We start from the raw sequence: 26,083 nt of genomic DNA, 5'->3' as shown, positions 1-26,083 counted from the left end.
GTTTTCTTCGGGTGAGACGAGGTGACAGGAAACCGGAAAAGGCTCAGGAATTCCGTAAGCGGTCAATAAACCGGTGAACGCCTACACATCACTGAGTTCCACACACCATGGCATCAGATCTGACATATCATCCGATGGCGAGCGCTTAGGTAATTCAGCGAACAGGTACCGGAAGTAATAATAGGGATTGATGTCATTGGCACGGCATGTCATTACCAAGCTATACAGATTAGCACTCGCTTTTGCTCCACCGACAGATGTCGAGAACATCCAGTTCTTTCGACCCGTGGCGAACGGGCGGATGTCTCGCTCTGTCACATTGTTGTCGATGCTAATACGCCCATCTTCCAGATAGGTCAGCAGCTTGGGCCACTGATTTTTCGCATACGTGATGGCCTGGCCTAAGGCGCCTTTGGGTAACACATGCATACTATCAAGCCAGCGTTTAAAGTCATTTAACAGAGGCAGACTTTCTTGCTGTCTGAGTTGTTGCCGAGCCTCGGCCGATAAGTGTTTCCCGCGTCGCTCGATGCCGTAAAGCTTGCTGATGAAGGTCAGCGCTTTTTCTGGCTTGCCGGCTTTTTTCGAGGGCGACGCCTTTTGCGCATCGGTAAATTTACGGCGAACATGGGCCATACACGCTGCTTGCGTCACACCGTCTACCGTGTCGTAAGCACTGTAACCATCGGACAGAAGATAACCCTGATAATCGCCCAGGAACTCACGCACACACGCGCCGGCTCGACTGAGTTGATAATCATAAATCACCACTGGGTGGTCGGTAAATTCACTATGCCACTACAGGTTTACTCAGGGTAATCACGCCGTCAGGGCTTGGGCGAGGCCACTTGAAGGTGCCCTTTTCTAGGCGGCGGTAATACAGCCAAAACCCATTGGTATCCCAGAATAAGATTTTGAGCTTATCGCGACCACGATTACAGAAGATAAACCAGGCTTCACTAAAGGGATCCATCTCAAGCTGCTCGGCCACGATCAATGATAGACCGTCAATCGACTTGCGCATATCGGTGACGCCAGAGACCAAGAATACCTTGCCAGAAGGGGTCATTGCAGTGCATCCACCCAGTGTTTGATTTGCGCCGCGTTGAGCGTGGCGGGTAACTCGGCGCGAATGCCATTGGCAAAGACAAGCACGACGGACGCCCCAGGTAAGTGACCGGATGCCTCGACCACGACCGGCTGCACGGTTTGCGCTTGCTCGTGCTCACGTAATCGCTTCGACCAATAATAGAAAGTTTGATAGGGAATAGCATTGTCTTGGCAAAACTGCTTGATGGATACTGTGCTTTGCTTTTGTTGTTCAATGATCGCCGCCCAGTGCGCGCGTTTTTGTGCTTGTTTCATGGTACCTCCGCTTAAAAAGGTACTATGGCAAAGCCCGTGTCTTATGGGTATGTGGGGTTTATTGACCGCTTACCATCAATCCGAATAGCAGAACACCAAGCAACATTATATTTACTAAATCATTTTTGAGATTTTGACTCATGTTTTCCCTCCCACTCTTCAGCTTGAGGTTTGCCTTGGCCTGACAATTTCTGGTTGGCCCTATAGCTGTAAAGACACCAGAAGGTGACCAAACTAAAAAATAGGAATAGCCCAAGCATTCCCCACTCAAATGCAGTCATAGCAACCTCCGCTCACTCGAGTATCCAGTCCTTGCACACTGAATAACTTGGAAAACATAAAATCAGTCATTTCATCGAATTCAGATGGTTCGAATTCGGGCACGGTAAGGGGCATACCGAAATACTGAAGGTTCCGGTAGGATGATGGCTCGAAAATGCCTTGCGGATAACGGTCGAACGTGTTGAAAGCCTGATTCAGTCTAAGATCAACAGTCCAACCACCTGGAAGCTCAATCCAGCTATGGGGATAGACTAATTCTCCCGTGCTCTTGCATTTGACACATCCAACTCTAGGCTGATGAAACACCGAATTTCTCGTCAATAGATGACTGATCAGGTAAGTAAGAATTATGGGATCCGTTTGGACTTCATCCATCGCCAAAACAATATTGTCTAGATCCTGATATTCACTTTTCATAATGCAGGCTCCTTAAACAGCAGTTGTTCTCCTTGCTCATACAACACTGGATATGGGAGAGATTGGCCATTCTTCACCACATGCTTTGGTGGAAAGTACATCACTATCCAGGGAGGCATGTCGGCGCTGACAGCACTATAAAACTCACCTACTGGAAAGGTGCGTTCGTCACCGGACTGCCGAAATATCAGCCGAGAATATTCCTCGGGATGGTTGGCAGCGATATTATAACTGGCAGCTTCTCTCCCAGTGACATAGCTTGGAGTCTTCCAGTGATTCGGTTGTTGGATGTTGTAGGCGATGATGCAGTTGCTATCGGCACAGCCATATCGCTCGGCTGTTACCGACCACAGCATGAGAGGGTGCCCGTCAATCTCCGGCGTCTTCACGTCTGTGAGTTTCGTTGCCGTAATTGCCATCGATTCGGCTGCTTGAGTGATGGCCTTATCTACGACGGCAACATAGTGCTTATAGGCGTCATCCTCATTCGCCGCCAGTGATCCCGGCATCCAGCCAATAAGACTGGGGCGCGCCGAAGGATTATCCGGCGTCGCCATAATGTCAGTCGCGTTGAACATAAAAGTCTGAGTTCCAGACAAATGTCGAAGTGGGGCATCAAATGAAGTCGCCAAGCTGGCGACATCTAAAAACGTTGTGAACAAGCCTTTGCGGTAAGAGCGAGTACCATCTGATGAGTCCCGCAGATCTTGATCATAGACACCGCCTGCTCGGGCCAGGTTCAGTGCACGGGATGATTCGTCGTCATACTTCCGAGGCGTAGCTGCGCAACCCGCCAGCGCGGCTGTGGTTGCAGCAAAAAAAATGGTCTTCAATTTAGTCATTTTGAACTCCTGCATTTTCTAAAATACTGGCACGAATCTTCAAACACGCAAGAGTAAAATCAAAAAATAGTTAATTAAATCAACACTTTGTTCTGTTATCACAAACTTCAATATATCAGCAGATGTGAGCTGGGAGCACCGCTATTGCTAGACTTGCGGGTAGGTTTTCTTCGGGTGAGACGAGGTGACAGGAAAAGGCTTAGGAATTCCCAGTTTCCCACTTATCCCAGTTTATAATCATGGGTAGTGAACAAAGAAGCTACTCAGATATGAAATTTCTATCAATGGGTAGTATAGTGGGTAGTTGTGGGTATAATAATTCAAAAATAGTATTAATTGATTGTTTTTAAAGGCTTTTAATTTTTATTCTTTGAGCAGATCCAGAATATTGAGTGATAAATAGCGGTTCGCGGCGCTCAACTATCTGTTATATAAAGACAGCTCGGCTCTACATGTCGGGTTGTTTTGTATCGCCTATAGCGTTATGCGAGTCAGTGTCTTACCAGTGCCTGTTGCCGCCACCACTAAATTGCGAAAACGTTGATGCGTCTGGCGCTCAACCGTCAGCTGCTCCAGGATTTCACGCTGGTGAGGAAAAGGGGTCAGGTCGAAGAAAAACGTAGCGCCATCTTCTTCGCCACCGCGCTGCTGCCGAAGGGCTTGATTCAGTTTTTCGGTACTTTTTACATCTCCATCAAACCGCTCAAATTCATGCGACGCCCAATACGTTTCAAAGGTGCTGAGTGATTTATTGATAATGTGGGGAATTTCTTGCGAGGTAATTTTTAGGTTCCACTCCAAACCATTCGTCAGTGCAGAATGAGAGAGGTTTGACGATCCGATATAACCGGTGTGATAGCCGGTCTCGCGTAAAAACAAATAGCTTTTTGCGTGAAGGCGCTCGCGCTCAGTATTGTAGCTTAACTTCACCTCGGTATTGGGTAAGCTGGCTAAGTACTCCACCGCTTTCGCATCTGTCGCGCCCATGTATGACGTAGTGATAACTTTTAACTCGCGTCCACTACGGGTAAAGGCTTCCAGCTCTTTGCGGAAAATTCTTATCCCTGCCCATTTGATGAATGACACCAACCAATAGATTTTGTCTGCGGATAAAATCTCTCTTTTCAGCTCTGACTCCAATGAAAGGCCCGCATTACTGCCACAAAAAAGCTCACTTTGCGTTAAGCCGGTTAGCGGGAAAACATCTTGCACATAACGCGGTAAATCAGATGCTATCGGGTTTTCAAACTCATAAAGGGCCGTCAGTATTTTCCCCTGACTCGCGAGCAGATTATCGTCGATAATGTCTTTATCGTGGATCTGGGTTTTCAGCCACAGCAAGAATTGGTTGGATAGCGAAATCTGCTGAGCTAGGCGATCGTCACTGGCGGGCACCGCGTCGAGCACATGATGTAAAACATGCGATAAAAAGCGAGACAACCAAACGGACGCCTCGTTGCTGGTAAGCTCTCGCTCACCCACATAGAATCGTTCTCGATCAATACGGCTCTCAATAAGCTGCGTTACCAGCTGCTCATAAATTCCGACCTGCTGCATTTTTTCCTTCCACGCGGTAAGCCAGTTTCACCTTACAAACCACGGATTGTAGGCACTATGAAAAGATCACTTTTCTATACTTTTCAAACAATAGTAACAAAGAGTTAAGTCACACTCTCGTCTGAGGTCTACACAAAGTGACTTCATAGGTAACAATGTGTAGACCTATAGGCGGACATAAAGACTCTCAACCAATCAAAACTCAACGATATTTTTTGCGAACAACGCTTCACGACGGCTATTGGCTGCTACAAAGCGCTTAAACCGCAATTAAAAGAACGCAGAATAATCGTGCAGCTGATGCAAATAGCGTGATGCCGCATCATCGCCACTGGGGCAAGTCTGATTTGCTTGCTCGTACGTTTGCTGGCAGCCATACTCACGCTAGCGATAAATAGCGGTTAACGCGTTCGCAGACAACGCCTCATCGCTGTGTCATGATCCCTGCCTCAAATACTCTCCCCGTGTTCGATGCGGTAGCCAAGATCGATGTGGCTCGGCCAGGTGTCGGCGCCGCGGAGTCGGGCGATAAGCTCGGTGGCGGCGACGCGGCCGATTTCTTCTCGGGGGGTAATCACTGTCGCCAATTTGGGGAGCATGGCTTGGCTGATGTCGTGGCCGTGAAAACCGGCAATCGCAATGTGTTCCGGCACCTTGAACCCGCGTCGTTGGCACTCATATAAAGCGCCAATCGCCAAGTCATCGTTGGTGCAAACAATGCCATCCACCTCGGGATGTAATTCAAGCAGCTGACCGAGTAACTTGGCCCCTAAGGTAAATGATGAGGCGTCTTCAGTCTGCAGGCTGATCGGCGTTTGCTGGGTTTGAGCAATCGCTTGATGATAGCCCTCAAGCTTTAGGCGCGTGCGTTCATCCATACGGGCGGCAAAATACGCGATGCATTGGCGGCCTTTTTCAATCAGGGCCTTAGTCATATCGCGCGAGGCTTTAGTGTTGTCAAAACCGACCGCTTGCTCGAGGCGTGGAGATACGCTATCCATTATTTCAATCACCGGAATCGAGGCGGTTTGCAGCATTTTACGCGCTCTATCGGTATGCACATTTTCGGACAAAATGATCGCATCGACGTTATACGAGAGCAAAGACTCAATGCTCTGCTCTTCGAGCGCGGCGCTGTAGCTGTAGTGGGCAATCATGGTTTGATAGCCCTCTGGTGAGGTGACGGATTCAATCCCGCGGATCACTTCGGCAAAGACTTGGTTGGTCAGGGAAGGCACCAGTACGCCAATTGCATGGGATTTTGCATTGGAGAGAATATCGGGGGCACGATTGGGAATGTAACCCAGTTCCTCTACCGCCAATTGGATTTTTTCACGGGCGGCGTCCGAGACCATCGCCGGGTCGCGTAAACAGCGGCTTACTGTCATTTTGGTGACGCCGACTCGATCGGCAATGTCTTGTAATGTCGGTCGCTTTTTCTTATTCGCCATCTGGGTCTTTCGTTGATGCAGTCTTGTTTTGGCTCCATCATACCCACTCTTTGGCCCTTTTTGTTGTTACGTGTAACAAAAAGGCGCGCCCATCACAGCGCGCGTTGGCTTATCGTGTTTGTTGTCGCTTTGGCTGGTCACTCCAAGTCAAATGGTACTGGCGTGATCCATCATCATCGACACGTGCATAACCATGGGCGCCAAAATAGTCGCGCTGAGCCTGAAGCAAGTTAGCGGGTAACACCTCGCTATGAAGAGCATCAAAATAGCTCAATGACGCCGCCATCGCGGGAATAGGCACCGCCGCTTGCGCGGCACTGGCAACGGTCGCACGCCAGCCGGAAGCTTGGCGACTCACCGCCTCGGCAAAGGGCGCGACAAGAAGCAAGTTAGCGACATCTGGCGTCTGTTGATACGCGCTGGCAATCTCGCTTAAACATTGCGCGCGGATAATGCACCCTGCGCGCCAAATCTTGGCAATTTGCGCAAAATCCAGTGTCCAGCCTTGTTGCTGCGCGGTGGAGTTGATCAGATCAAACCCTTGGGCATACACCGATAGTTTGGCGCAATACAGGGCGTCGTGTAGGTTTTCAAGCTGCGTATCAATATCATCATACGCAACAGCCGCTGAGTTGGTACGAGTTTTCGCTGCCGCCACTCGCACCGCTTTTAAGCCACTTTGGGCGCGTGCAAACACCGCCTGGGCAATGGTCGGGGCCGCGACACCAGTTTGCAGCGCATTCACTGCCGTCCACATGCCTGTTCCCTTTTGGCCAGCTTTATCCAGCACCACCTCGACGAACGGCTTACCTGTGATAGGGTCTGGGGTTTGTAAGATCTCGGCGCTGATTGCCATCAAGTAGCTATTGAGCGGCCCTTGGTTCCAACGAGCAAAACATTGGCCAATTTCTACCGCCGACAGTCCTAGTGCTTGCGACATAAAATGATACGCTTCCGCAATTAACTGCATGTCCGCATATTCAATGCCGTTATGTACCATCTTGACATAATGACCCACACCCGCACCGCCCAAGTAAGCGGCACACGGCTCCCCCAGCTCAAACTGGCCCACAGGCTGACCGGCGTGATCCACTTTTGCCGCAATCGCCAACCACATGGGTTTAACCTGCGCCCACGCTGACGCATCGCCACTGGCCATCAGCGAGGGGCCGGTACGCGCGCCCACTTCCCCACCGGAGATGGCGGTGTTAAAAAAGCGCAACTGCCCTTGGTAGTCGCGGGCGCGCCGCTCACTATCTGTCCACAGGCTGTTGCCGGTATCGATAACAATATCGTCAGGTGCAAGACCCGCCGCCAACAACTCATCGATCACCCGATCAACAACCTCGCCGGCGGGCACCGACAAGGCGATAACACGCGGCGTTTGCAAACTGGCCAGCAGCTGAGATAGCGAATCGACCACCGTTAGCTGGCCTTTTCCCGACGCCTGATTCAGGGGTAACGCGGCCTCGCGCGCCGCTTGCCGGTGATGCGGGTTAATATCAAAGCCTGCGACATTAAAGCCATGATCGACAAGGTTTAAAGCCAGGCTTTTCCCCATCACACCTAATCCAACCAGACTTATCTGTGATGGCATCATGACTCCATCTCCTTTATTTGTTGCAACGCGTGCGCGACCACGGTGTCGACGGGGTAAGAGATATCGACAAACAAAGCCTCTTCAGCACTGGGCTCGACCAAGGCGTCAAATTGGCTACGCAGCATGGCTTCACCATGAAAATAGTGGTTAGCCCGATTTTGTAGCCGTGACCAAATCGTGGCGTAATCCCCTTGCAGGTAGACAATCACTAACTCTGGGTTGTTTTGTCGCAGAACGTCACGGTACTCCGGTTTTAATGCTGAGCAGGCAATCACCGCCGCTTCGTTGTCGGTGTACAGACGGTTCAAGGTGCGCAACCAGCCACTACGGTCAGCATCAGTCAGTGGGATCCCTTGCCGCATTTTTTCTACATTGTCAGCGGGATGATAATCGTCACCGTCATAAAAAGGCAGGTCGAGTGCACGGGCAATTTCACTGCCAATCAGGCTTTTGCCGCACCCTGAAACCCCCATGATTAATAGTTTTTTTACTTTCATTACACACCACAACCCTTAGCCAGGCCACAAGCCAGCGATAACATCTTGATAACTCGATATTGCTGTTTTAATACCATGATCATTGCCACCACATTGCCAACTCAGGGAAGATAATCACCAATGACAGCACGAACACTTGCAGGGCGATAAAAGGCAGGAGTGAGGTAAAAATCTCACCAAGACTAATGTCTTTCGGGGCGACCGATTTAAGGTAGAAGGCAGCGGGTCCAAATGGTGGCGAAAGGAACGACACCTGCATGTTGAGGCAGAACACCACCCCGAACCAAATGGGGTCAAAACCAAGCCCGGTGATGATGGGCACAAAAATCGGCATGGTTAACAGCGCCACCCCGACCCAGTCTAGAAACATCCCTAAGACGAGTAAGATCACCATCATGATAAGCAAGGTACCTATCGCACTGCCGCCACTTAGGCTCAGGATCACTTGTTCAACAAAATCAATCCCGCCCATCAGGTTGTAGATTCCCACCAGGGCGCTGGCACCAATGCCAATCCACATGATCATCCCGCAAGTGCGCATAGTGGCAATCGCGCTCTCTTTGAGCATCGAAAGGTTCATCTCACCACGGACAATCGCAGACAGCATGATCCCCACCACACCAAGCGCCGAGGCTTCAGTGACCGAGGCCACCCCGGTGTAAATACTGCCAAGCACCACCGCTACCGAGAAAAGCGGGAAAAACAGCGCCTTAAAGTAGCTCACTTGCGGCTCCTCTTCTTCGCCGCTGTCGCTTGGGATCGGTGCCAGAGATGGGTTTAACTTACAGCGAACCAACACATAAGCGATGTAACAGGCGGCAAGAATAAAGGCGGGGAGAAAGGATGCCTTGAACAAATCGCCAATCGATACACTGGCGGTCATGCCGTAAATAATCAGTACGATACTGGGCGGCAGCATGGTCCCGAGCGCGCCCCCGGCACAGGTGGTCCCGATCGCCAGTTTGCGATCATAACCAAGGCGGAGCATTTGCGGTAACGCCAAGATCCCCAATAACACGGTTTCACCGCCAATCACGCCAGACATAGAAGCCAGCAACACCGCGACTAAAATGGTTTGTACCGCGACCCCGCCTCTCACCTTGCGCCCTAGGGACTTCATGGCATCGAAAAGATCTTTGGCAATGCCTGAACGGTCAAGCAGTGCTGCCATCAACACGAACATCGGCACGGCTAAAAAGACGTAACCAGAGGCAAAACTGTAGGTACGGCTGGCAATTAATGGCATCGCCTCGGGGCCAAACCAAAAGAGGGTAAAAAAGATCGCCACAAACCCAGACACAAACGCCAATTGCATCCCAGTGAGCAGCAGTCCAATCAGCATCACCAGCATGAGCAGGCTTCCCCATGCCAGTCCAATCGAAGATAAATCAAACATCGTCTTTGTTCCTCAGTCCCATCAGTTCTTGGATGAGATGCAATACAAACTGGATCACGAGAATACACAGCGCGATAAAAATCAGCCCTTTAAGCAGCGCCGGATAGGGCGCATTAAGCACAGACCCCGAGGTCTCAAGCCGTAATTCGCCCCAAGGTGCAAACCAAGCTTCCTTGGCAAGTGAGTAGGATGAATAAGCCAGCATACTGGCAAACGCGAGCCCCACGAGGTGATGAACTAGGTTGAGGTATTTGCGCGTTTGTGACGACACCGCGTCGTAAACCAGGACGACACGCACATGGCGATTGGCCGCGAAGGCATAAATCCCACCGATAATGAACAAAGAGCCGCCGATAAATGAGGCCGTTTCATGCACCCAGGTGGTGGGCGAATCAAACAGGTAGCGCATCACCACTTCATAAAAAGAGATAAAGACGGTGGCGATAAACAACCAACTTAATAGGTGGCTCACCTTAATGATCGCTCTATCGAGTACGTTTCTTGGGTGCTCGTCGGGCTCGGGCGGGGTATGAGGTGTTTGTTCAGTCATAAAATAGGTCCACAATCAGGAGGGCGATGCCCTCCTATCACTGACAAGACAAGGATGAATGCTTACAACAAGCCATTGGTTTCTAAGAACTCGGTCACTGAGTCATACACTTTTTGCGCATTCGGTGAGCGCTCGGCAAACACTTTCCATTGGGTTTTGGCAATTTCACGAAACTTCTTGCGCTCTTCGTCAGACCAATCGTGGATAGTGATCTCTGGGTTGGCTTTGGCCTCTTTCACGGCTGCCATATCTGCCATTTTCAGTTGGGTGGTCATGTCGTAAGAAAAGTCACGAACAGAGGTTTTCAAAATGGTCTGCAAGTCTTCCGGCATCTTGTCCCATTTTTTCTGCGCAATAGAGATATCAATCAGTGGCAGCGAGTGGAAGCCTGGTTGCACTGGGTGCGGTGCAATATCATTCATGCCCGCTTTTTGGTTGGTGGAAAACACGGTGTAATCGGCCGCATCAATCACCCCTTTACTCAGACCGGTAAAGACTTCCGAGCCCGGCAAGTTAACCGGTGTGGCGCCAGCGGCGGCAAACACTTGCTGCACCAAGCCTTCCGGGGCACGCAGTTTGAGCCCTTTCAGATCAGCCACGCCATCAATCGGTTTTTTGGAAATAAACGACTCAACGCCTGTGGTCGATGCGCCTACAAACTGCACGCCGTACGGAGCGTAAAGCTCAGTCATCAGCTCATTCCCGCCACCGTAATTCATGTATTGCAGCAGCTGGGTGGTATCGGACCAGGCACCGACCATATTACCAATCAAGCCAAAGGCCGGATCTTTGCCCGAAAAGTAGCCCGTGGCGGTGACATGGCCGTCCAGGACCCCCATTTTTATCGCCCCAAGAGTCTCGGTGTGTTTCACCACAGAGCCGACAGGCAATAAATCGATATTGATTTGGCCATCAGACATGGTCTCAACACGATCCGCCCAGCGCTGCTGAACCTTAAAGTTGAGATCACCAGAGGGATCAGAGGATTGGATTTTCAGATTAAAATCCGCCGCCATCGCTGACACAGAGAACAAGCCAGAGATAGAGGCAGCGAGCAGGGTTTTCGTTATTGCTTTCATAGTAGGATGTCCTTGTTTTATTTCCACTTATTCCAAAGTCCTGGAATGCGATTGGTCGAAACACTGGATGTAATAGTTATGTTACCAACGTTCTACGTCGTAAAGTTACCGGTAACACTGATGCATGAACAGAGATCGCACTCACAGTTATTGATTAATCTGTCACAAGGATAAAGCAAAGAGGAAGAAGTGTGAGGCACACCACATTGGCGGTTGTCGTGCTAGCGTCCTCGGTAAAAAGCGTAAGCATGAACCGATGCCCACCCTGAAACAGGGTGGGAAACGGTGCTAGCGGGTGGTTTCAGGCTTTTTTTCGCCCACCGACTCGTGCTGAATATCCGCGTCAGCGGCCGGCTGCTCAGCGCGGCGTTTGTGTTTGCGATATTTGGGATGGGTGATTGGGATCGCGGAGAGTAGCTTTTGGGTGTACTCATGCTGCGGCTGATGGTAGACGGTTTCGGTCAGACCCTCTTCCACCACATGACCAAAGTACATCACTGCCACCTTATCGGAGATATGGCGAACCACCGATAAGTCGTGGGAGATAAAAATCATCGCCAAGTTCATCTGTTGCTGTAACTTCAGCAACAGATTAAGAATTTGTGCCTGCACCGACACATCCAAGGCGGAGACAGATTCGTCACAAATAAGCAGTTTCGGTTTAAGGGCAATCGCTCGCGCAATACCAATCCGCTGGCGCTGGCCGCCCGAGAACTCATGCGGATAGCGGTTAACCGCATCGTGGGGCAAGCCGACTTTATCTAATAGCTCAAGTACCCATTGGCGACGCTCTTTCGCGGTGCCAATATTGTGAATAATAAAGGGCTCTTCTAAGATCCCACCAATGGTATGGCGCTGGTTGAGCGACTCGAGCGGGTCTTGAAAGACAATCTGCATGTCTTTACGCAGTGGCCGCATCTGACGTGGCGATAAATGCGTGATGTCTTTACCTTCAAAGAAAATTTTCCCTTCGGTCGGCTCAAACAGCTTAAGCATGGTACGGCCAAGGGTGCTTTTGCCACACCCCGACTCGCCCACTAGCCCGAGCGTTTCGCCTTGGGATACCGAGAGCGATACGCCATCGACGGCTTTAATGGTGTAGCCTTGACGAAGCAGGCCCTTGCCCGAGACAAAATACTGCTTCAGATTTTCTACTCTGAGGACTTCCTTGCTCATCGCGTTCTCCTGCAACTACGTGGATGATGGCGCGGCATCAAACTCTTCCAGCGGCCGAATATCAATCATCTGTTTGGGCTGATGGTGACGCCCCGGCATTAATCCCAACAACCGCTTGGTATACGGATGGGCTGGATGATCAAACAAGGTAAAGATATCAGCGCGTTCGCGAATTTGGCCGTCGTACATCACCGCCACATCGTCACACACCTCTGCGACCACCCCCAGATCGTGAGTGATAAAAATCACCGCCATGCCGGTTTCTTCTTGCAGCTCGTTGATCAAGTCCAAAATCGAGGCCTGCACCGTCACATCTAGGGCGGTGGTTGGCTCATCACAAATCAAGATGTCAGGCTTACAGGCCAGTGCCATCGCGATCATTACCCGCTGACGCATCCCGCCGGATAGGTTATGCGGATACTCGTTCAGTCGCTTTTCTGGCATCGGGATTTTCACCTTAGCCAGCATATCGAGCGCACACGCCGCACGTGCTTTTTTGTCGAGCTCTGGGCGGTGTAGCGTCAAGACTTCATTGATTTGCCGACCAATGGTGTGCACAGGGTTCAGCGCCGTCATTGGGTCTTGAAAGATAATCGAGATCCGATTACCGCGCATTGCATAGCGCTCTTTGGCGGGCAAGGTCACCAAGTCTGTCCCGCGATACAGAATCTCGCCGCCGGTCACCTGTCCGTAAGGCTTAGGGAGCAAGCCCATGATCGACATTGCCGTGACACTTTTGCCACTGCCCGACTCGCCCACCAAGCCGAGCGTGCGCCCGGCTTTTACTTCAAAGCTCACCCCGTGAAGTACCTCACGGGGGCCATCGTCAGTGGTAAAATTAACGGTCAAATCCTTAACCGAAAGAATGACATCCTGGGTCATAAGCGCCTCTACAGCTTGTATCTGTCATCAATGATGGTCACCGGCTCAAAGGCTTTATCATCGTCCATGGCCTCTTCGGTGGCGTCTTTCATCTCTTCATCGATCCAGAAGGTGCCAAAGCCCATCACGCGGCCGCTGGTCACCATCTTCTCGGTGCGCTTGGTCATTGCGTTATCTGGGATTTGCACATAACGCCAAAAACCTTGACGCACATAGGGCACCATGTACCCGGGCACAATCACACTAGCTTCTGAGATCTTAGCGCGGATCTGGTGCGACAGCTGGTATTTCTTCGCCATGTCGAATTCGGTCTTGTACGCCATGATCAACTTATCCAGCGCCGGGGAGCTATAATTGGTGTGGTTGTTGGTTTGCTTTTTATTGGCGTTATCCGAGTGGAAGTACTCCCAATAGGCCGGGATTTCTGAGGTGCCCATATTAAGAAACGCTAGCTGATGCTTTTTCTCCAGCACGTATTTAAACGCCGATGAGCCATCAACCAGATGAATGGTAAAGTCCAACCCCGCTTGCTTCGCTTGCTCTTTCAAATAGGCAATACGCGGCGTGTGATGCTGATACCCATAAGTAATCGCAAAGCTTAAACGCTCGCCTTTGTCGTTAACACGAATGCCATCAGGGCCCACTTGGTCAAAGCCGGCTTTTTCGAAATAGCTGATCGCTTTTTCAGGGTCAAACGGTGGTGGCGTCGCACCATCGTTATCGTACTCACCATGACCATGCCCCATTGCATGGGGCTTGCGTGAGTAGTCACCACGGGTAATGTTTTCAATCATGCCATCAAAGTCCGTGGCATAGATGATGCCTTTGCGCACATTGATGTCATCCAGCAGCGGCATGGCGGTATTCATCCATAACCCCCCCGCGCCAACCGGTAATTCGTTGTGGCCCCAGAATTTGGTGATATAGCCTTTTTTATAAGGTTCAGATTGGGTTTTGTCGTGCCACACATCCGGTAATAGCAAGTCGAACACATCCAAGTTGCCTTTTTCAAAGTGCTTCATGGCGATGTCGTTATCTCGGATCACCCGCAGACGAATTTTGTCGACGTTATAGCGGTGCTGATAATAGGGGTTGGTGTAGCCCCACCAGTCATCCACGTGCTCAAAGGTAACGCTGCGGCCTTTTTGCACCCGCGCTAACTCGTACGGGCCCACGGTGGGGGTCGGTTTGAAGTTGTAGCGGCGTACAAAGTCGTCGGCAATGCCATCGTGGTTTTCATCTTTGCGCGGATTGGCGTAAAAGTGCGCGGGACGTGGGACCAAGCTACCCAGGGTATACATCAGATCTTCGTCACTTTTCTCTATCGCGGTCGAGATCGTAATGGTGTGTTGGTCAATTTTCTCTACCCCACCAATGGTGTTGGTGTAGTAGTCGTTGTACCAAGGGGCAACAATGTCTTTCGAGCGGTAGAACTGCATCATAAAGACAAAATCATCAGCGGTGACGGGCTCGCCATCCGACCAGGTCGCCTCTGGGTTCAGTTTAAAGTAGATGGTTTTATGGTCGTCGCCATAGGCCCACTCGTTGGCCAAATCCGGGATCCATTCCAAGGTGTCTGGGTGGCGCTTTACCAATGAAGGCATTTCATCGAGAAAATAACTGCGCAGGCCTGAGTTGGAGTCTGGGCCAACCGTGCGCAGCGTCTGGGGAAAGGAGCTTAAGTGTGAGCGCAAAACGCCGCCACGTTTGGCGTCGGGAGAGCCGATTTTAGGCGCATCCCAGTTGGTTTGCCAATTGAGGTTTTCAGGCAAATCCGCCGCCCAGCCAGTCAGGCTAAACATTGAGATTGAGGTCGCAAGGATCAGTTTTTTCATCGTGATTTCCTTATCGTGATTCAAACATTGCACATTGTGTTTAACGTTAGTCGTAACGGGTGAATTTTTTCGGGTCGAAAGCAGCGCGCACCGCTTCACCAATGAAAGTCACCATCACCAATACCACCACCAGTGAGGTCACCACGGACGCAACAATCCATGGCGCGTCCAAATTTGATTTGCCTTGCTGCAACAGCTCGCCCCAACTTGGCGTCGGCGGCATCAGTCCTAGGCCGAGATAATCCAGCGCCGTTAGCGCGGTAATATTGAGTGCGATGGTAAAGGGCGCCAAAGTCACAATCATCACCATGGTATTGGGCAAAATATGACGGAATAAGATCCGGCTGGTCGAGGCACCGAGTGCACGCGCGGCCATCACATAATCACGCGCTGACTCTTTATAGGTCATGGTGCGCATATACCAAGTAATCGCCATCCAGCCAAACAACACGTTAATCCCCACAAACAGAGCAAAAGTGGGCTGGAGAATCGAGACCAAAATCATGATCACGTACAAAAAAGGCACCATCGACCAGATTTCGATAAAGCGTTGGAAGAAAAGGTCAAACTTGCCGCCCCAAAAGCCCATCGCACAGCCGACAGCCGTGCCAATCGCATAGGAAGCGGCCATGGTGAGCAACGCAAAGCCCATGGCGATACGAAAGCCATACACCAAGCGAGCGAGGATGTCGCGACCAATCTCATCGGTGCCAAGGTAATGCTGATGCTCAGCGCTCGGCATGGTCGGTGGGAAGTCACCGCTGAAATCTTGCTCAAGCGGGTTCCACGGCACTAGGGGCATCACCACATAATTGTCACCGCCTTGTGCCTCAAAGGCTTTGGCAAGTTGACGATAGTTGGCTTCGCTGGTGCCCACTTGACCAAAGTCGCTCGCCAAGTACACATCACTCAGTACCGGGAAATAATATTCACCGTCGTATTTGACCATTAACGCTTTACTGTTGATAAAAAGCTCGGCAAACAGCGATAACACCAACATGGTGGTCAAGATGATAAACGACCAGTAACCGCGTTTAATTTGCTTAAAGCTGCGGATTTTCTTTTGAGTCAAAGGGCTAAACGTCAACATATCAAGATCCAAACTTCACGCGAGGGTCAACCAAGGCAACACAGATATCGGAGATAATATTGCCGGCCAGCAGTAATAGCGCATTGATGGCGACAATGCCCATCACCACCGGATAATCGCGCTCCATAATCGACTCATAGCCAAGTAAGCCAATGCCATTGATGTTGAAAATCACTTCAATCAAAAACGCACCAGTCATAAAGAACAACAAGGAGTTGCCAAAATGGCTGGCAATCGGAATTAAGCTGTTGCGCAGCGCGTGTTTGCGCACCGCCGAGCGGAACGGTAACCCTTTGGCGATAGCCGTACGGATATAGTCCGCCGACAAGTTTTCCATCAGGTTGTTTTTCATCGTCATGGTCAGGGTGGCAAAATCGCCAATCAGATAACAAATCAGCGGCAGTACCGCATGCCACATCACATCTTTGGCGCGTTCCCAAAAACTGGTGGCATCGTAGTAAGCGTCCCCCACAAAGCCCCCCATCGGAAACCATTCGAGGTGATAGCTAAATAAGGTGATCAGCAATACCCCGACCACATAGCCGGGTAAGGCAAAACCAATAAATATCAGCACAGAGGAGGACGAATCAAACACCGAGCCGTGTTTGAGGGCTTTGTAATAACCAAGCGGAAGAGAAATGAAATAACTGATGAAGAAGGTCATCCCGCCATAAAACAAAGAGACGGGCAGACGCTCGGCAATCATGTCGGTGACCGGCTCGTAGTAGCGGGTCGACTCGCCCAAGTCCAAATTGGCCAGTTTGCCGAGCCAATCCACGTAGGCCTCGAGCACGGGTTTATCGAGGCCGTAAAATGCCTTGAGTTCGGCAATCTGATCGTCTGATAACGCTGAGCTATCGCCAGCACGCTGCAAGCTCGAGCCACCATCGGCTTGAGCCTGCATTTGCGTCATCATCCGTTCAACCGGCCCACCTGGTACTAGGCGGGTTATACCGAAAATCAAAATGGTAATGCCGAGAAACGTCGGGATCACCAACAGTAACCGGCGTAAAAAGTACGACAGCATAGTCCACTACTCCCTGTCCACTGTCTGATATTTTTGCAGAGCACTGCGCCTGCCGTTGCGTTCTCTTGGCCATCCTAAGCACTGAAAGCAACAATACGTATTACACACTTATATAAAGTGGTCTATATTTATCTTGAATTTTGGTCACGATCAACGATAACACGCTGTCAAAAGTCATTTTTTGCGACAAAACAATGACGTTATTCCGGCACTAATTACTGTGTTGTGCTAGCTTGCTTATCGCTAAAAGCAATAAATATTTCAATCAATAGTTAAAAAGGTTTGGTTTAAAATGCAATAAAAATGACATTTCACCGAAACCTTGTATCTTCTTGTGATTGCACGCACCGAAAACCCACCACAGTGCCTGCCTTGATAAACAGACAACCATCCTCCCGCTCCATCCTCAATCTCATATTCATTCATCAGGATCAGTGCAACAGTGATAGTGACTTGTTTCACTATAAACCAGAACTACCAGCATGAATCACTAACCCCAATGATTGTGTGCAGTCGCCCCCTGAACGTCCATCGCATCGCTAGGGTCAGGCTCACTGACACTGAATACCCGCATTTATTAGGGGTTGGTAATTTTTAGCAATCCTCTACAATTGGTCGAGTGATGCCGAGCCTCTTCCTGCTCGGCTTTTTTCACCCTATTAATGTAAAGAGTGCCTGATGGAGTCTGCTTCTCGCGCAAAACGCTTGTTCTCGACCACCCTACCCATGCTGTTTGGCGTACTGTCACTGATGAGTTTTCAACTTGTCGATAGTGCCTTCATTGGTCAGTTGGGCGTGCTCCCCCTCGCGGCACAAGGCTTCACCTTGCCCATTCAGATGATCATTATCGGCATTCAAGTCGGACTCGGGATTGCGACCACGGCGGTGATCTCGCGCGCGCTCGGGGCCGATCAGTGTCGCTATGCCAAACAACTAGGCGGTTTAATTTTATTTATCGGCACCACAGGCGTGGCATTGTTTGCCGGCTTGCTCTATGCCTTACGCCACCCGATCTTGATGTTGCTCGATGCGCCAGACAAGGTATTTCCGGTGATTGATAGCTACTGGCAAATTTGGTTGATCAGTGCCTGGACAGGCGCGGTGCTTTACTTCTTTTACAGCCTAGCACGTGCTAATGGCAACACCATGTTGCCGGGCTCCATGATGGTGGTCACCAGCTTATTAAACCTTGCGCTCGACCCGGTGTTTATCTTTTGGCTCGATTGGGGCATTAATGGCGCGGCCGTGGCAACCTTGATTGCGTTTGGCGCTGGCATTGCCATTGTCGCGCCTCGCGTGTTCGGCAAAGGCTGGGTTTCGTTTGACTGGCAGGACTTAGACATCAAACAAAGTGTGGGTTCGATTGGCCACATTATGGGACCGGCGATGATCAGCCAGCTGCTGCCGCCGGTGTCATCTATGCTGGCCACCAAGCTGCTCGCCAGCTTTGGCTCAGCGGCAGTGGCCGCCTGGGCATTGGGTTCACGCTTTGAGTTCTTTGCCATTGTCTCGGTGCTGGCATTAACCATGTCGATGCCCCCCATGGTGGGTCGTTTGCTGGGTAAAGGCGATCTGACCGAAGTGCGCCATTTGGTTAAGTTAGCGTGTCAGTTTATTCTCGGCTTTCAATTGCTGATTGCCGTGGTGACCTGGCTTGCTGCCGCTCCCTTGGCGGACTTGATGACCAGCGATCGACAAGTCACCGATATCTTGTACACCCACCTCACGCTAGTGCCGTTTAGTCTTGGCGCTCTGGGGGTGTGTATGTTGATGGTGTCCATTACCAATGCATTAGGTCGCTCATACACCGCCCTAACCATTTCTGCGCTCCGCCTATTTGCGTTTTTCCTGCCCTGCCTCTGGTTAGGCGCACAAATCGGCGAGCTATTTGGCCTGTTTGCCGGTGCCTTAATCGGCAACCTACTCGCAGGCGCCGTGGCTTATGCCATGTACCGACGTACGCTGGCCAAACTGATGGCGAGCGAATAGAGAGCCAAAACGTCAACCTTGGGGCATCGGCTCAGTTCGCACACAGACACGCCGTCAATCCTTCCCTGGAGGCTCCGCCGCGCCATCCATGGCGCGGAGGGTCTGCTTAGCGAACTAAGCCGATCATCAAACCCTCCAGCGTTCGCCCCCAACTAAAAAGCCCACCAAATATAAGGCGGGCTCAAAGGATAAAAACGGTTAACGCGCGGGGTTAATAACCCAGTTGCGTTAAGGTCGCTTCAATGTCTTTACCGTCACTGTCGGTTAAGGCTTTAACCGCCACGTTAGGACGGTTGGTAAAGAAGCCATCCACGCCACGCTCACGGTAACGAATCAAATCTTCGCGATCGTCCAAGGTGTACATGTGCATCAATAAGCCTTTTTCATGGCTCATGTCCACCATCCAGGTCTTCGCCAGGTCCATATAGCTAAATTGGCTTGACCAGGCATCATCGAAGTTGGCTTGCGTGCCCGACGGGCCTACACCGATGGCACCGTGCTCCTTGGCATAATCCAACCACTCTGCGTAGTCGGCTTTCGAGGCCACTTCTTGGCGCGCATAGTACTGAGCGTAGGACTCATCATCCGCTTTCGGCGCGCTGTCTTTGGTCGGAATGTAGCCATCGCCTGCCCATAGCAGCAAGATTTTTGGCACGTTTGGCATCACATCTTGCAATGCTTCAAGGCTCGATTTATTAAAAGTCTGCAGGATCACTTTGCCTTTGGCGTCGTCATCTAACCAACCATGCTCGGTCAAGTCTTGCTTCAAATCCTGCTCAATCCCTGGGAAAAACTCCGGCACCTTGGTTTCGATATAAAGTCCTGGCTGATGGGCACAGTCTTCAGCGATTTCACGTACCTGATCCAGCGTCACTAGCTTCAAGCCGCGGAAGCTCTCACGCGCACGCTCTGGGTATGACTGATTAAACCAGCTGCCCGCATCCAGCTTTTCCAGCTCTGCCCAAGTAAAGGTATTGACCGGGTCGTCGGCACGCTCAGGATAAACTGTCTCAATATTAGTGTTGCGCTTAAGGTTGTCGTCATGCACCGCAATCAGTTTGCCGTCTTTAGTGCGTTGCAGATCAAGCTCGAGATAATCGGCCCCCACTTCACACGCAAGTTGGTAGGCCGGCAAGGTTGATTCTGGTGCATTGTAAGAATCACCACGGTGGGCAATCACGGCGTGATCAGCAATGCCAAGTTGTTCGCCAAGCGCACTGTCACTGGCTTGGGCAAAAGAAGGGTAAGATAAGGCACTGGCCACACTCAGGGCAGTGGCCGTCACGCTCAAGGTCGCTTTTAATGATGTGTTCAACGGAAACTCCTTAATGTCGTTGAAATTGGCGAGATAATTAAACGCTTGTTCAATTATCGAGACAGCATAGCAAAACCCTGATTTAAAGAGAAAAAATAAAAACGCCCACAACTACGTGGGCGTTAGTCGGGCTAGGAAGCTAGCGGCCAGAGTGACTCAACCGCCTGCAGGGGGCGTTGGTCGGGATTGGATAAATAGTGGGGGCGCGGTGACAACCCACTAAAGGGCGTCACCGGTTTATTCTCCACACTGTTATAGACAAACATTAAAATTGAGCGTGGGTCGTTGGCGATATTATCGGGTGAACCATGCATCAAGTTACAATCATGGAACACCAAGGTACCGGCTTGTCCCGTTACCGAGGCAATGCCATTGTCTTCTAACAATGCCTCCATGGTCTCTGGCTTGGGCACACCCAGCATTTGTTTTTTCAGCGATTGCTGATAGTTTTTTTCGCCGGTGTTGCCTTCACAAGACGCATAGTGATGGTGTGAGCCGGGGATCACATACAAAGGCCCATTGTGCTCGGTGTTGTCGGTTAGCATCAGCCATACGGTCACGGCTCGCATCCGTGGCATTCCATCCTCAACGTGCCAAGTCTCGAAGTCAGAATGCCAAGGAAACGACTTGCCTTTAAACGCAGGCTTAATATTGACGCGCGATTGCATCAAATATGCGTCCGAGCCCAAAATTTGCCGCACTTTATTGAGAATGCGCGGATCGCGTGAGAAGCGATCAATCAAATCACTGTAGGCAAAAGGTTTAAAAATGGTGCGCAGATCGTCACTATCCGGCTCGGTATATAGCTCTTCATAGCCGGCCATATCATCGCGTAAACGGGTGATTTCACGTTTAAGCGGTGCCACCATTTCCGGCATGTAATTATCCATCACCAGAAAGCCTTGATGCGCAAACGCATCCAGATCACCTTGGCTCAAGCTATGCGGTACCTCTGGTTGCACACTACCGTACACAACAGGGTCTAGACGTGGGGAAAGCGTTTCTTGTCCATTGACGCGTGAGGGATACAAATCGGGAGTACCTTCCATTATTGACACCTCCTTCATGTCGTTCGTTTTTTTGGTGATATCTTCTCTCTTTTTGGGGCCCAAACGGGCATTGAGTGGAATACAGCTTCACATCGGGGCGACTCGATAGAAATCAACCCCGAAGCGAGTTTCGGGAGCAGCCTAACAGGTTAGCAATCGAGAGTGAACCTTTGTCATCCATGCTCGCGGACAAAAGATATCCTCTTCTTTTTAAAGTGAAAAACGAATAGGGACAGTAACCGTTATTGTCGAGCCCGGCAAGGCATCTGGCGGCGTCGGCAACGGGGACGCACGCTGTACCAGCGCCTTAGCTTCTTCGTCCAAACTCTCAAAGCGGCTCGAGGTTTGGAGTTTGACCGATTGCACCTCGCCTTGGCGATTGACGGTAAAGGTTACCCGAGGCGAGCCTTGCTGTTTGAGTCTCCGAGCAAATCGAGGATAGCGCTTATAGTAAGCCAAGTGCGCGTGAACCCGTCGCTGCCAATTCAACTTCGCAACCTTTCCCTTTACGGTTAGCTGTCCTTGCGCTGGGCCTGTCACTTTTTCACTGTGTGTTGGCGCATCAACATGTTTCGGCGCGCTCGCCTCTTGCGCGACCGACGATGCACGTGACGTTTTGGGGCTTTCCTTTGGTTTGGGGCGAGGCTCAGTCGTTTGCACCTTGTGTGTCTCAACCGTTTTTTTCGTCTCTATCGCTTTAGGCTGCTCCTCGGCAGGACGTGGGACAGACTGCGGCTGTTTTTGCACTTGCGCGTTTTTCTCATCTTGAACCACAGGCGTCGCGTTTGGCGTCGACATCACTTTTTCCGGCACCGTCTCAGATGCATGAGCAGGCTGACTGGCGCGTTGCAGTTTGCCCTCTTTCACATCGTGCTGTTCCACCTTTGGGGCTGACACCTCTGGTGCGATGACAGAAATGGCAATCGGCATCGCGGCGGGAGGCGGTGCGAGCGTGCGCGCCGGTGTCCAAAAGTACGCGATCGCCACCCCAAGGTGGAGACTGACGCTCACTGCCGCCCCCACTAACCAGCCTTTTCGCGTGCGGTCTAACTCAAAGCCTTGCGGCAACCCAGCCAATACCGTCATGAGGAACGCGATGCTGACTGCGCAATGCCCACCAGACCGACTTGCTGATAACCCGCTTGACTAAGCGTATTAATGACTTCCAACAGTGACTGATAAGGCAAGGTTTTATCGGCCCGCAAATATAAACGGGTTTGTTTGTTCGCCACCCATTGAGGCAACTTCTGACTGGCTTCCTCAAGGGAGAACGCAGGATGCTCATCAACTTGCAGCATTTGTCCAGAGCCTACAGACAAATACACAGGCTGACTGGGCGATGCATTCGGCTTCGCCGAAGAGGTGGGTAAATCCACCGGCACGCTGACGGTTGCAAGCGGGGCCGCAACCATAAAAATGATCAGTAACACCAACATCACATCGATAAATGGTGTCACATTAATCTCATGGTTTTCTTGTAGTTCATGGTCTGACGAGGAAAATTGAAAGCTCATCTCTCTACCCTGCCTGTCGCCACGCAAGTTCAGTTTGCGCATTGCGCTCACTGTCGAGATCGCGGCTCACCAGTACCAAAATAGCCACCGCTAAATCCCCCATTTGAGCACGATACGCAGCCAATGCACGGGTAAAATAGTTGTACACAATCACAGCTGGGATAGCCGCGACCAAGCCAAGAGCGGTTGCCAGCAGGGCTTCAGCAATCCCGGGCGCCACCACGGCTAAATTAGTCGTTTGCGTATGCGCAATGCCAATAAACGCATTCATGATCCCCCACACAGTACCAAACAGTCCCACAAAGGGAGCGACGGACCCGATCGATGCCAGCACTCCTGTGCCGCGATTCATCATGCTAGCCTGTGCCACCTGTACCCGCTCCAACCGTGCTTGTACCCGCTCTTTAACGCCTTGACTGACTGCATCTACTTGTTCGGATAGGGCAAGCTCGGTTTGCGCCGCACTAAGAAACGCCAGCCCAGTGCCCTGATGACATGATGCCGCCGCTTTGGCCGCCGCAAAGCTTTCAGCGTGAGCGCAAAGTGACACCAGTGGCGCTAAGCGGCGACGTGCACGACCGAGTTGCCACTGCTTAGTGACGAGTACAGCCCATGTCACGCCGGAAGCCGCCAGCAATATCAGCATGACCGCTTTAACGATAGGATCCGCAGCCTGATACATACCGAGCGGAGACAGTGCATCAACGGACAAATGGGTGGCCTGCGAGCCTGAAGCGGTCACCACTGACCCGCTCTCCGCAGGTGCCGTGGATTCACTCGCCTGCACATGCACCGTGATGACCAAGAGCCACAGCCCCAGTCCTATCCAATATCGCTTCATTTTGAGTCCTTATTATCCATGCGTAATACGCCATATCGGTTATCTACCCGCTATACCGAACGAATAACGAAAACCCGTAAAAATTTTTAAAATTGTTTTTCAAACTGGACTTGGATGCGCGTGTAATCATGGCTATAGAGCCAATCAACATTGCTTCGTGTTTGATGATACTGGCCTGTGATCACCGGAGAAAAACCCGCCACAGTTAGCGTAGGCAGGCGCAAACTCAATACCAGCGTATGTTGAATATCATGCCGCTTATCCCCCAACATGGCGTTGTATTCTTGATAGTTACGATCTTGATAGGCATAACTAAACAGGCCATCGAGTTCGGGCGTCGGCTGAAAACTCACTCCGACTCGTCCTCCTAGGCTGTGCCAGTCAAAGACAGTATCCTCACTTTGGCTATCCGTGTAGTTTGCACCGATAAAAGCTAACCAGTTGGGATGAAGCTGAGAGAACCATGTTGCGGACAAATAGGTTTCCTGCCCCGACAGCGCCTTCAGCTGTGCGCCTTGATAACGGATATCTTTGCTGACAACCGTTCCCTTAAACGTCGATGCAGGAGTAAGGATACGTAAGTAGTCAAGGTTGACGCCAAAGCTATGGGAGATCCAAGAGCCTCCTTGCCAAGTGCCTTCCAATAAGGGGCCTATTGAGAGTTGATTCGCCGCATTTTGATACCGATACCCAATCAGCCACTGGGTGTCCCACTGGTTATAGGTATCGTTTTTATCGTAATCCGCACCATATGCCATACCACGGATAAAGCCATGATGATGACCAGATACAGCCCATGTTTTTGCTGCCGAGAGCGTGGCTCCCCAGCCATAACTGGCAATCGCGTCCGGCGTTTTTCGTACGTAAGCACACCCTGTAGCCACCGATAGCAAACAGGTTTCACTGTGAGACGTTTTATTGATATTGGTGTGATACTCAGGCCCAATCGCCAACGAGCCTTGCCATGACTGACGCAAAGACAGTGCTTGTAAATAGGCCGAGACGGTTCGCTGAACACCAGCTGCGTGAGGCATACCAGCAATGCTTGTCGCGATAGCCTCAAAGTACTGTTTAGCCTCCCGGCTTTGATAATCTTCAAATAACACGCGCGCTAATGATAACTGCGCCAGTAAAAAATCAGGCTTAAGCTTAAGTAGAGCTTGATAGAAATGCTCGGCTTGGGCGAGGTTTCCTGCCTGTCGGGCTAAGCCCCCCTTGGCATAAAGGATTAACATCGCATCGTGGCCGGGTAATGTTTGATAGTAAGGCAGTCCTTCAGCCACCCTATCCCAAGCGTGTTGCTGTATCGCTTGGTAGAGCGCTCTTCCCAATGCATTCACATCCAATGTTTCCAAAGGAACATGCCATGATGGTGTGCTGGGCAGTGCTAAATCGGCCTCTGCCAGCGCTTTGTCTTCCGATTGTTTTTGTTGTTGTCTCTGACGCTGTTCAATACGAAGGTCTGTTTCGGATTGGCTACTGAATACCAATGTGGGCGTGATCATCAAGCTAATAACGCCGACGAGTAAATAAAACCGCATGCAACACCCGCAAATAAAAAGCAGAGGCACATCGCCTCTGCATCATAAAAAATAAACGCTATTTTTTGGTGCCACCAAAGGCGGTATTTAGATCGCGGTCGGCAAAGGTTGCAATCCCAGCAAGGGCTGCGGCGTCTGTACCAAAGAAATGGCCTTGTGTAGCACCTTTAACCCCTTGACCTCCATGTAAAGCAACCGCTTTACCCTCAAACGCCGCAGTTTTCGCATCAATACCTGCATCAATGCTTAGTTTCATCGCAGCATTGCTGATGGTGCCACGAACAGTTTTAGCGGAAAAGTCTGCGTTAAACTCACCAGTCAACGCATTATTGCCAGTAAAGCGGTTCAAGCCAGTCACTGCATAAGATGCCGTGCCCGACGTGGGCAGACTCGTTTGGGTGTTATCGCCCGCATAATACACACTGCGATCTTGACCATTACCGGCAAAGTCTTGCGACCATTCACCAAACCACACGTCGCCCGCACCGGCCTGCGCAAAGTTAAACACTCCCGCATCCCCGGCATGTGATGTGCCATTGGTGTAAATGTCGCCTTGCTTTTGGGTACTGCTGGCACGGGTCAACCCTTCAAAGTCCACTTTGAATTTCGAGGAGATACGGTTGTCATTACCAATCCCCGCCTTACCCATTGTATGGGGGCCAAAAGGCACATTGGATGTGCCGACTTCAATGTTGGCGTCATCGCTTTGTGTGCCAACAATATCAGCCAAAGCAGATGTGGTAGTTAAAATGGCACTTAGTGCTATCACGACGGTTTTGTAAGGCATA

Annotated in this window: 23 protein-coding genes and 2 pseudogenes; 1 reads left to right on the top strand and 24 read right to left on the bottom strand. The window is 51.0% G+C overall.

Annotated elements, in window-relative coordinates:
- Window positions 1-81 precede the first annotated feature (81 nt).
- The 17 genes and pseudogenes from EHW56_RS09510 to EHW56_RS09425 form a co-directional block, all read right to left on the bottom strand.
- A pseudogene (locus tag EHW56_RS09510) lies at window positions 82-789 on the bottom strand (IS66 family transposase); the annotation flags it as partial.
- Between the two features lies 1 nt (window position 790).
- Window positions 791-1,069, bottom strand: coding sequence for an IS66 family insertion sequence element accessory protein TnpB (gene tnpB / locus EHW56_RS09505; protein ID WP_152800410.1), 279 nt, complete (start codon window positions 1,067-1,069; stop codon window positions 791-793).
- Window positions 1,066-1,365 carry a hypothetical protein gene (locus tag EHW56_RS09500; protein WP_025675502.1) on the bottom strand — a complete coding sequence of 100 codons (300 nt, stop codon included), beginning with the start codon at window positions 1,363-1,365 and terminating at the stop codon, window positions 1,066-1,068. The genes tnpB and EHW56_RS09500 overlap by 4 nt, the downstream gene beginning before the upstream one ends.
- A gap of 267 nt (window positions 1,366-1,632) precedes the next feature.
- Window positions 1,633-2,064, bottom strand: coding sequence for a hypothetical protein (locus tag EHW56_RS09490; RefSeq protein WP_152800408.1), 432 nt, complete (start codon window positions 2,062-2,064; stop codon window positions 1,633-1,635).
- Window positions 2,061-2,906, bottom strand: a complete 846-nt coding sequence (locus EHW56_RS09485; RefSeq protein ID WP_152800407.1) for a hypothetical protein — start codon at window positions 2,904-2,906, stop codon at window positions 2,061-2,063. Before EHW56_RS09485 ends, EHW56_RS09490 begins: the two co-directional genes overlap by 4 nt.
- A gap of 492 nt (window positions 2,907-3,398) precedes the next feature.
- Window positions 3,399-4,463: pseudogene (locus EHW56_RS09480) on the bottom strand (phospholipase D-like domain-containing protein); the annotation flags it as partial.
- Between the two features lie 449 nt (window positions 4,464-4,912).
- Window positions 4,913-5,914: a gluconate operon transcriptional repressor GntR gene (gntR, locus tag EHW56_RS09475; protein WP_152795920.1), complete on the bottom strand. Its 1,002-nt coding sequence runs from the start codon at window positions 5,912-5,914 to the stop codon at window positions 4,913-4,915.
- A 109-nt stretch (window positions 5,915-6,023) separates the two neighbouring features.
- Window positions 6,024-7,514, bottom strand: a complete 1,491-nt coding sequence (gene gndA, locus EHW56_RS09470; protein ID WP_152795922.1) for an NADP-dependent phosphogluconate dehydrogenase — start codon at window positions 7,512-7,514, stop codon at window positions 6,024-6,026.
- Window positions 7,511-8,011, bottom strand: a complete 501-nt coding sequence (locus EHW56_RS09465; RefSeq protein WP_152795924.1) for a gluconokinase — start codon at window positions 8,009-8,011, stop codon at window positions 7,511-7,513. Before EHW56_RS09465 ends, gndA begins: the two co-directional genes overlap by 4 nt.
- Window positions 8,012-8,090: 79 nt before the next feature.
- On the bottom strand, window positions 8,091-9,407 hold the full coding sequence (locus EHW56_RS09460; protein ID WP_152795926.1) for a TRAP transporter large permease subunit: 1,317 nt from the start codon (window positions 9,405-9,407) through the stop codon (window positions 8,091-8,093).
- Entirely contained in the window at window positions 9,400-9,957 is a 558-nt protein-coding gene (locus EHW56_RS09455) for a TRAP transporter small permease subunit (RefSeq protein ID WP_077606753.1), read from the bottom strand. The genes EHW56_RS09460 and EHW56_RS09455 overlap by 8 nt, the downstream gene beginning before the upstream one ends.
- Before the next feature lie 62 nt (window positions 9,958-10,019).
- Window positions 10,020-11,036, bottom strand: a complete 1,017-nt coding sequence (locus EHW56_RS09450; RefSeq protein ID WP_152795928.1) for a TRAP transporter substrate-binding protein — start codon at window positions 11,034-11,036, stop codon at window positions 10,020-10,022.
- 288 nt (window positions 11,037-11,324) lie between these two features.
- Window positions 11,325-12,212: an ABC transporter ATP-binding protein gene (locus EHW56_RS09445; RefSeq protein WP_152795930.1), complete on the bottom strand. Its 888-nt coding sequence runs from the start codon at window positions 12,210-12,212 to the stop codon at window positions 11,325-11,327.
- Window positions 12,213-12,227: 15 nt separating this feature from the next.
- A complete protein-coding gene (locus EHW56_RS09440) occupies window positions 12,228-13,094 on the bottom strand; it encodes an ABC transporter ATP-binding protein (protein ID WP_077606755.1) in 867 nt (288 codons plus the stop codon).
- Window positions 13,095-13,102: 8 nt separating this feature from the next.
- Window positions 13,103-14,929, bottom strand: coding sequence for an extracellular solute-binding protein (locus tag EHW56_RS09435; RefSeq protein ID WP_152795932.1), 1,827 nt, complete (start codon window positions 14,927-14,929; stop codon window positions 13,103-13,105).
- Window positions 14,930-14,975: 46 nt separating this feature from the next.
- On the bottom strand, window positions 14,976-16,019 hold the full coding sequence (locus tag EHW56_RS09430) for an ABC transporter permease (RefSeq protein ID WP_152795934.1): 1,044 nt from the start codon (window positions 16,017-16,019) through the stop codon (window positions 14,976-14,978).
- 1 nt (window position 16,020) lies between these two features.
- A complete protein-coding gene (locus tag EHW56_RS09425) occupies window positions 16,021-17,046 on the bottom strand; it encodes an ABC transporter permease subunit (RefSeq protein WP_046074667.1) in 1,026 nt (341 codons plus the stop codon).
- Window positions 17,047-17,724: 678 nt separating this feature from the next.
- Here EHW56_RS09425 and EHW56_RS09420 point away from each other — a divergent pair.
- Window positions 17,725-19,035 carry an MATE family efflux transporter gene (locus tag EHW56_RS09420; RefSeq protein WP_152795936.1) on the top strand — a complete coding sequence of 437 codons (1,311 nt, stop codon included), beginning with the start codon at window positions 17,725-17,727 and terminating at the stop codon, window positions 19,033-19,035.
- A gap of 211 nt (window positions 19,036-19,246) precedes the next feature.
- Here EHW56_RS09420 and EHW56_RS09415 read toward each other — a convergent pair whose 3' ends face one another.
- The 7 genes from EHW56_RS09415 to EHW56_RS09385 form a co-directional block, all read right to left on the bottom strand.
- Complete coding sequence (locus tag EHW56_RS09415; RefSeq protein ID WP_216644451.1) at window positions 19,247-20,350, bottom strand: glycerophosphodiester phosphodiesterase; 1,104 nt, start codon at window positions 20,348-20,350, stop codon at window positions 19,247-19,249.
- A 131-nt stretch (window positions 20,351-20,481) separates the two neighbouring features.
- Window positions 20,482-21,399, bottom strand: a complete 918-nt coding sequence (locus EHW56_RS09410; RefSeq protein ID WP_152795938.1) for a phytanoyl-CoA dioxygenase family protein — start codon at window positions 21,397-21,399, stop codon at window positions 20,482-20,484.
- A 210-nt stretch (window positions 21,400-21,609) separates the two neighbouring features.
- Complete coding sequence (locus tag EHW56_RS09405) at window positions 21,610-22,485, bottom strand: energy transducer TonB (protein WP_152799603.1); 876 nt, start codon at window positions 22,483-22,485, stop codon at window positions 21,610-21,612.
- Window positions 22,482-22,913, bottom strand: a complete 432-nt coding sequence (locus EHW56_RS09400) for a biopolymer transporter ExbD (RefSeq protein WP_069361951.1) — start codon at window positions 22,911-22,913, stop codon at window positions 22,482-22,484. Before EHW56_RS09400 ends, EHW56_RS09405 begins: the two co-directional genes overlap by 4 nt.
- A 4-nt stretch (window positions 22,914-22,917) precedes the next feature.
- Window positions 22,918-23,754, bottom strand: coding sequence for a tonB-system energizer ExbB (gene exbB, locus EHW56_RS09395; RefSeq protein ID WP_077649610.1), 837 nt, complete (start codon window positions 23,752-23,754; stop codon window positions 22,918-22,920).
- 86 nt (window positions 23,755-23,840) lie between these two features.
- Window positions 23,841-25,295, bottom strand: coding sequence for a surface lipoprotein assembly modifier (locus EHW56_RS09390; RefSeq protein ID WP_152799605.1), 1,455 nt, complete (start codon window positions 25,293-25,295; stop codon window positions 23,841-23,843).
- Between the two features lie 58 nt (window positions 25,296-25,353).
- Window positions 25,354-26,082, bottom strand: a complete 729-nt coding sequence (locus EHW56_RS09385; RefSeq protein ID WP_152795947.1) for a Slam-dependent surface lipoprotein — start codon at window positions 26,080-26,082, stop codon at window positions 25,354-25,356.
- Window position 26,083: the final 1 nt, after the last annotated feature.

The sequence above is a fragment of the Salinivibrio sp. VGrn1 genome, assembly GCF_009377995.1.
In the GTDB taxonomy this organism is placed as follows: domain Bacteria; phylum Pseudomonadota; class Gammaproteobacteria; order Enterobacterales; family Vibrionaceae; genus Salinivibrio; species Salinivibrio siamensis.
Note: the sequence above shows the minus strand (reverse complement) of the source record. Positions and strands in the feature narration are given on the sequence as shown.

Excerpts from the sequence above, each read along its gene's own strand:
- gndA (WP_152795922.1), bottom strand. The coding sequence starts at position 7,514 with ATGATGCCATCACAGATAAGTCTGGTTGGATTAGGTGTGATGGGGAAA.
- EHW56_RS09500 (WP_025675502.1), bottom strand. The coding sequence starts at position 1,365 with ATGAAACAAGCACAAAAACGCGCGCACTGGGCGGCGATCATTGAACAA.
- gntR (WP_152795920.1), bottom strand. The coding sequence starts at position 5,914 with ATGGCGAATAAGAAAAAGCGACCGACATTACAAGACATTGCCGATCGA.
- EHW56_RS09410 (WP_152795938.1), bottom strand. The coding sequence starts at position 21,399 with ATGGAAGGTACTCCCGATTTGTATCCCTCACGCGTCAATGGACAAGAA.
- EHW56_RS09405 (WP_152799603.1), bottom strand. The coding sequence starts at position 22,485 with ATGACGGTATTGGCTGGGTTGCCGCAAGGCTTTGAGTTAGACCGCACG.
- EHW56_RS09425 (WP_046074667.1), bottom strand. The coding sequence starts at position 17,046 with ATGCTGTCGTACTTTTTACGCCGGTTACTGTTGGTGATCCCGACGTTT.
- EHW56_RS09465 (WP_152795924.1), bottom strand. The coding sequence starts at position 8,011 with ATGAAAGTAAAAAAACTATTAATCATGGGGGTTTCAGGGTGCGGCAAA.
- EHW56_RS09450 (WP_152795928.1), bottom strand. The coding sequence starts at position 11,036 with ATGAAAGCAATAACGAAAACCCTGCTCGCTGCCTCTATCTCTGGCTTG.
- tnpB (WP_152800410.1), bottom strand. The coding sequence starts at position 1,069 with ATGACCCCTTCTGGCAAGGTATTCTTGGTCTCTGGCGTCACCGATATG.
- EHW56_RS09455 (WP_077606753.1), bottom strand. The coding sequence starts at position 9,957 with ATGACTGAACAAACACCTCATACCCCGCCCGAGCCCGACGAGCACCCA.
- exbB (WP_077649610.1), bottom strand. The coding sequence starts at position 23,754 with ATGAAGCGATATTGGATAGGACTGGGGCTGTGGCTCTTGGTCATCACG.
- EHW56_RS09400 (WP_069361951.1), bottom strand. The coding sequence starts at position 22,913 with ATGAGCTTTCAATTTTCCTCGTCAGACCATGAACTACAAGAAAACCAT.
- EHW56_RS09430 (WP_152795934.1), bottom strand. The coding sequence starts at position 16,019 with ATGTTGACGTTTAGCCCTTTGACTCAAAAGAAAATCCGCAGCTTTAAG.
- EHW56_RS09485 (WP_152800407.1), bottom strand. The coding sequence starts at position 2,906 with ATGACTAAATTGAAGACCATTTTTTTTGCTGCAACCACAGCCGCGCTG.
- EHW56_RS09460 (WP_152795926.1), bottom strand. The coding sequence starts at position 9,407 with ATGTTTGATTTATCTTCGATTGGACTGGCATGGGGAAGCCTGCTCATG.
- EHW56_RS09435 (WP_152795932.1), bottom strand. The coding sequence starts at position 14,929 with ATGAAAAAACTGATCCTTGCGACCTCAATCTCAATGTTTAGCCTGACT.
- EHW56_RS09385 (WP_152795947.1), bottom strand. The coding sequence starts at position 26,082 with ATGCCTTACAAAACCGTCGTGATAGCACTAAGTGCCATTTTAACTACC.
- EHW56_RS09445 (WP_152795930.1), bottom strand. The coding sequence starts at position 12,212 with ATGAGCAAGGAAGTCCTCAGAGTAGAAAATCTGAAGCAGTATTTTGTC.
- EHW56_RS09420 (WP_152795936.1), top strand. The coding sequence starts at position 17,725 with ATGGAGTCTGCTTCTCGCGCAAAACGCTTGTTCTCGACCACCCTACCC.
- EHW56_RS09490 (WP_152800408.1), bottom strand. The coding sequence starts at position 2,064 with ATGAAAAGTGAATATCAGGATCTAGACAATATTGTTTTGGCGATGGAT.
- EHW56_RS09390 (WP_152799605.1), bottom strand. The coding sequence starts at position 25,295 with ATGCGGTTTTATTTACTCGTCGGCGTTATTAGCTTGATGATCACGCCC.
- EHW56_RS09440 (WP_077606755.1), bottom strand. The coding sequence starts at position 13,094 with ATGACCCAGGATGTCATTCTTTCGGTTAAGGATTTGACCGTTAATTTT.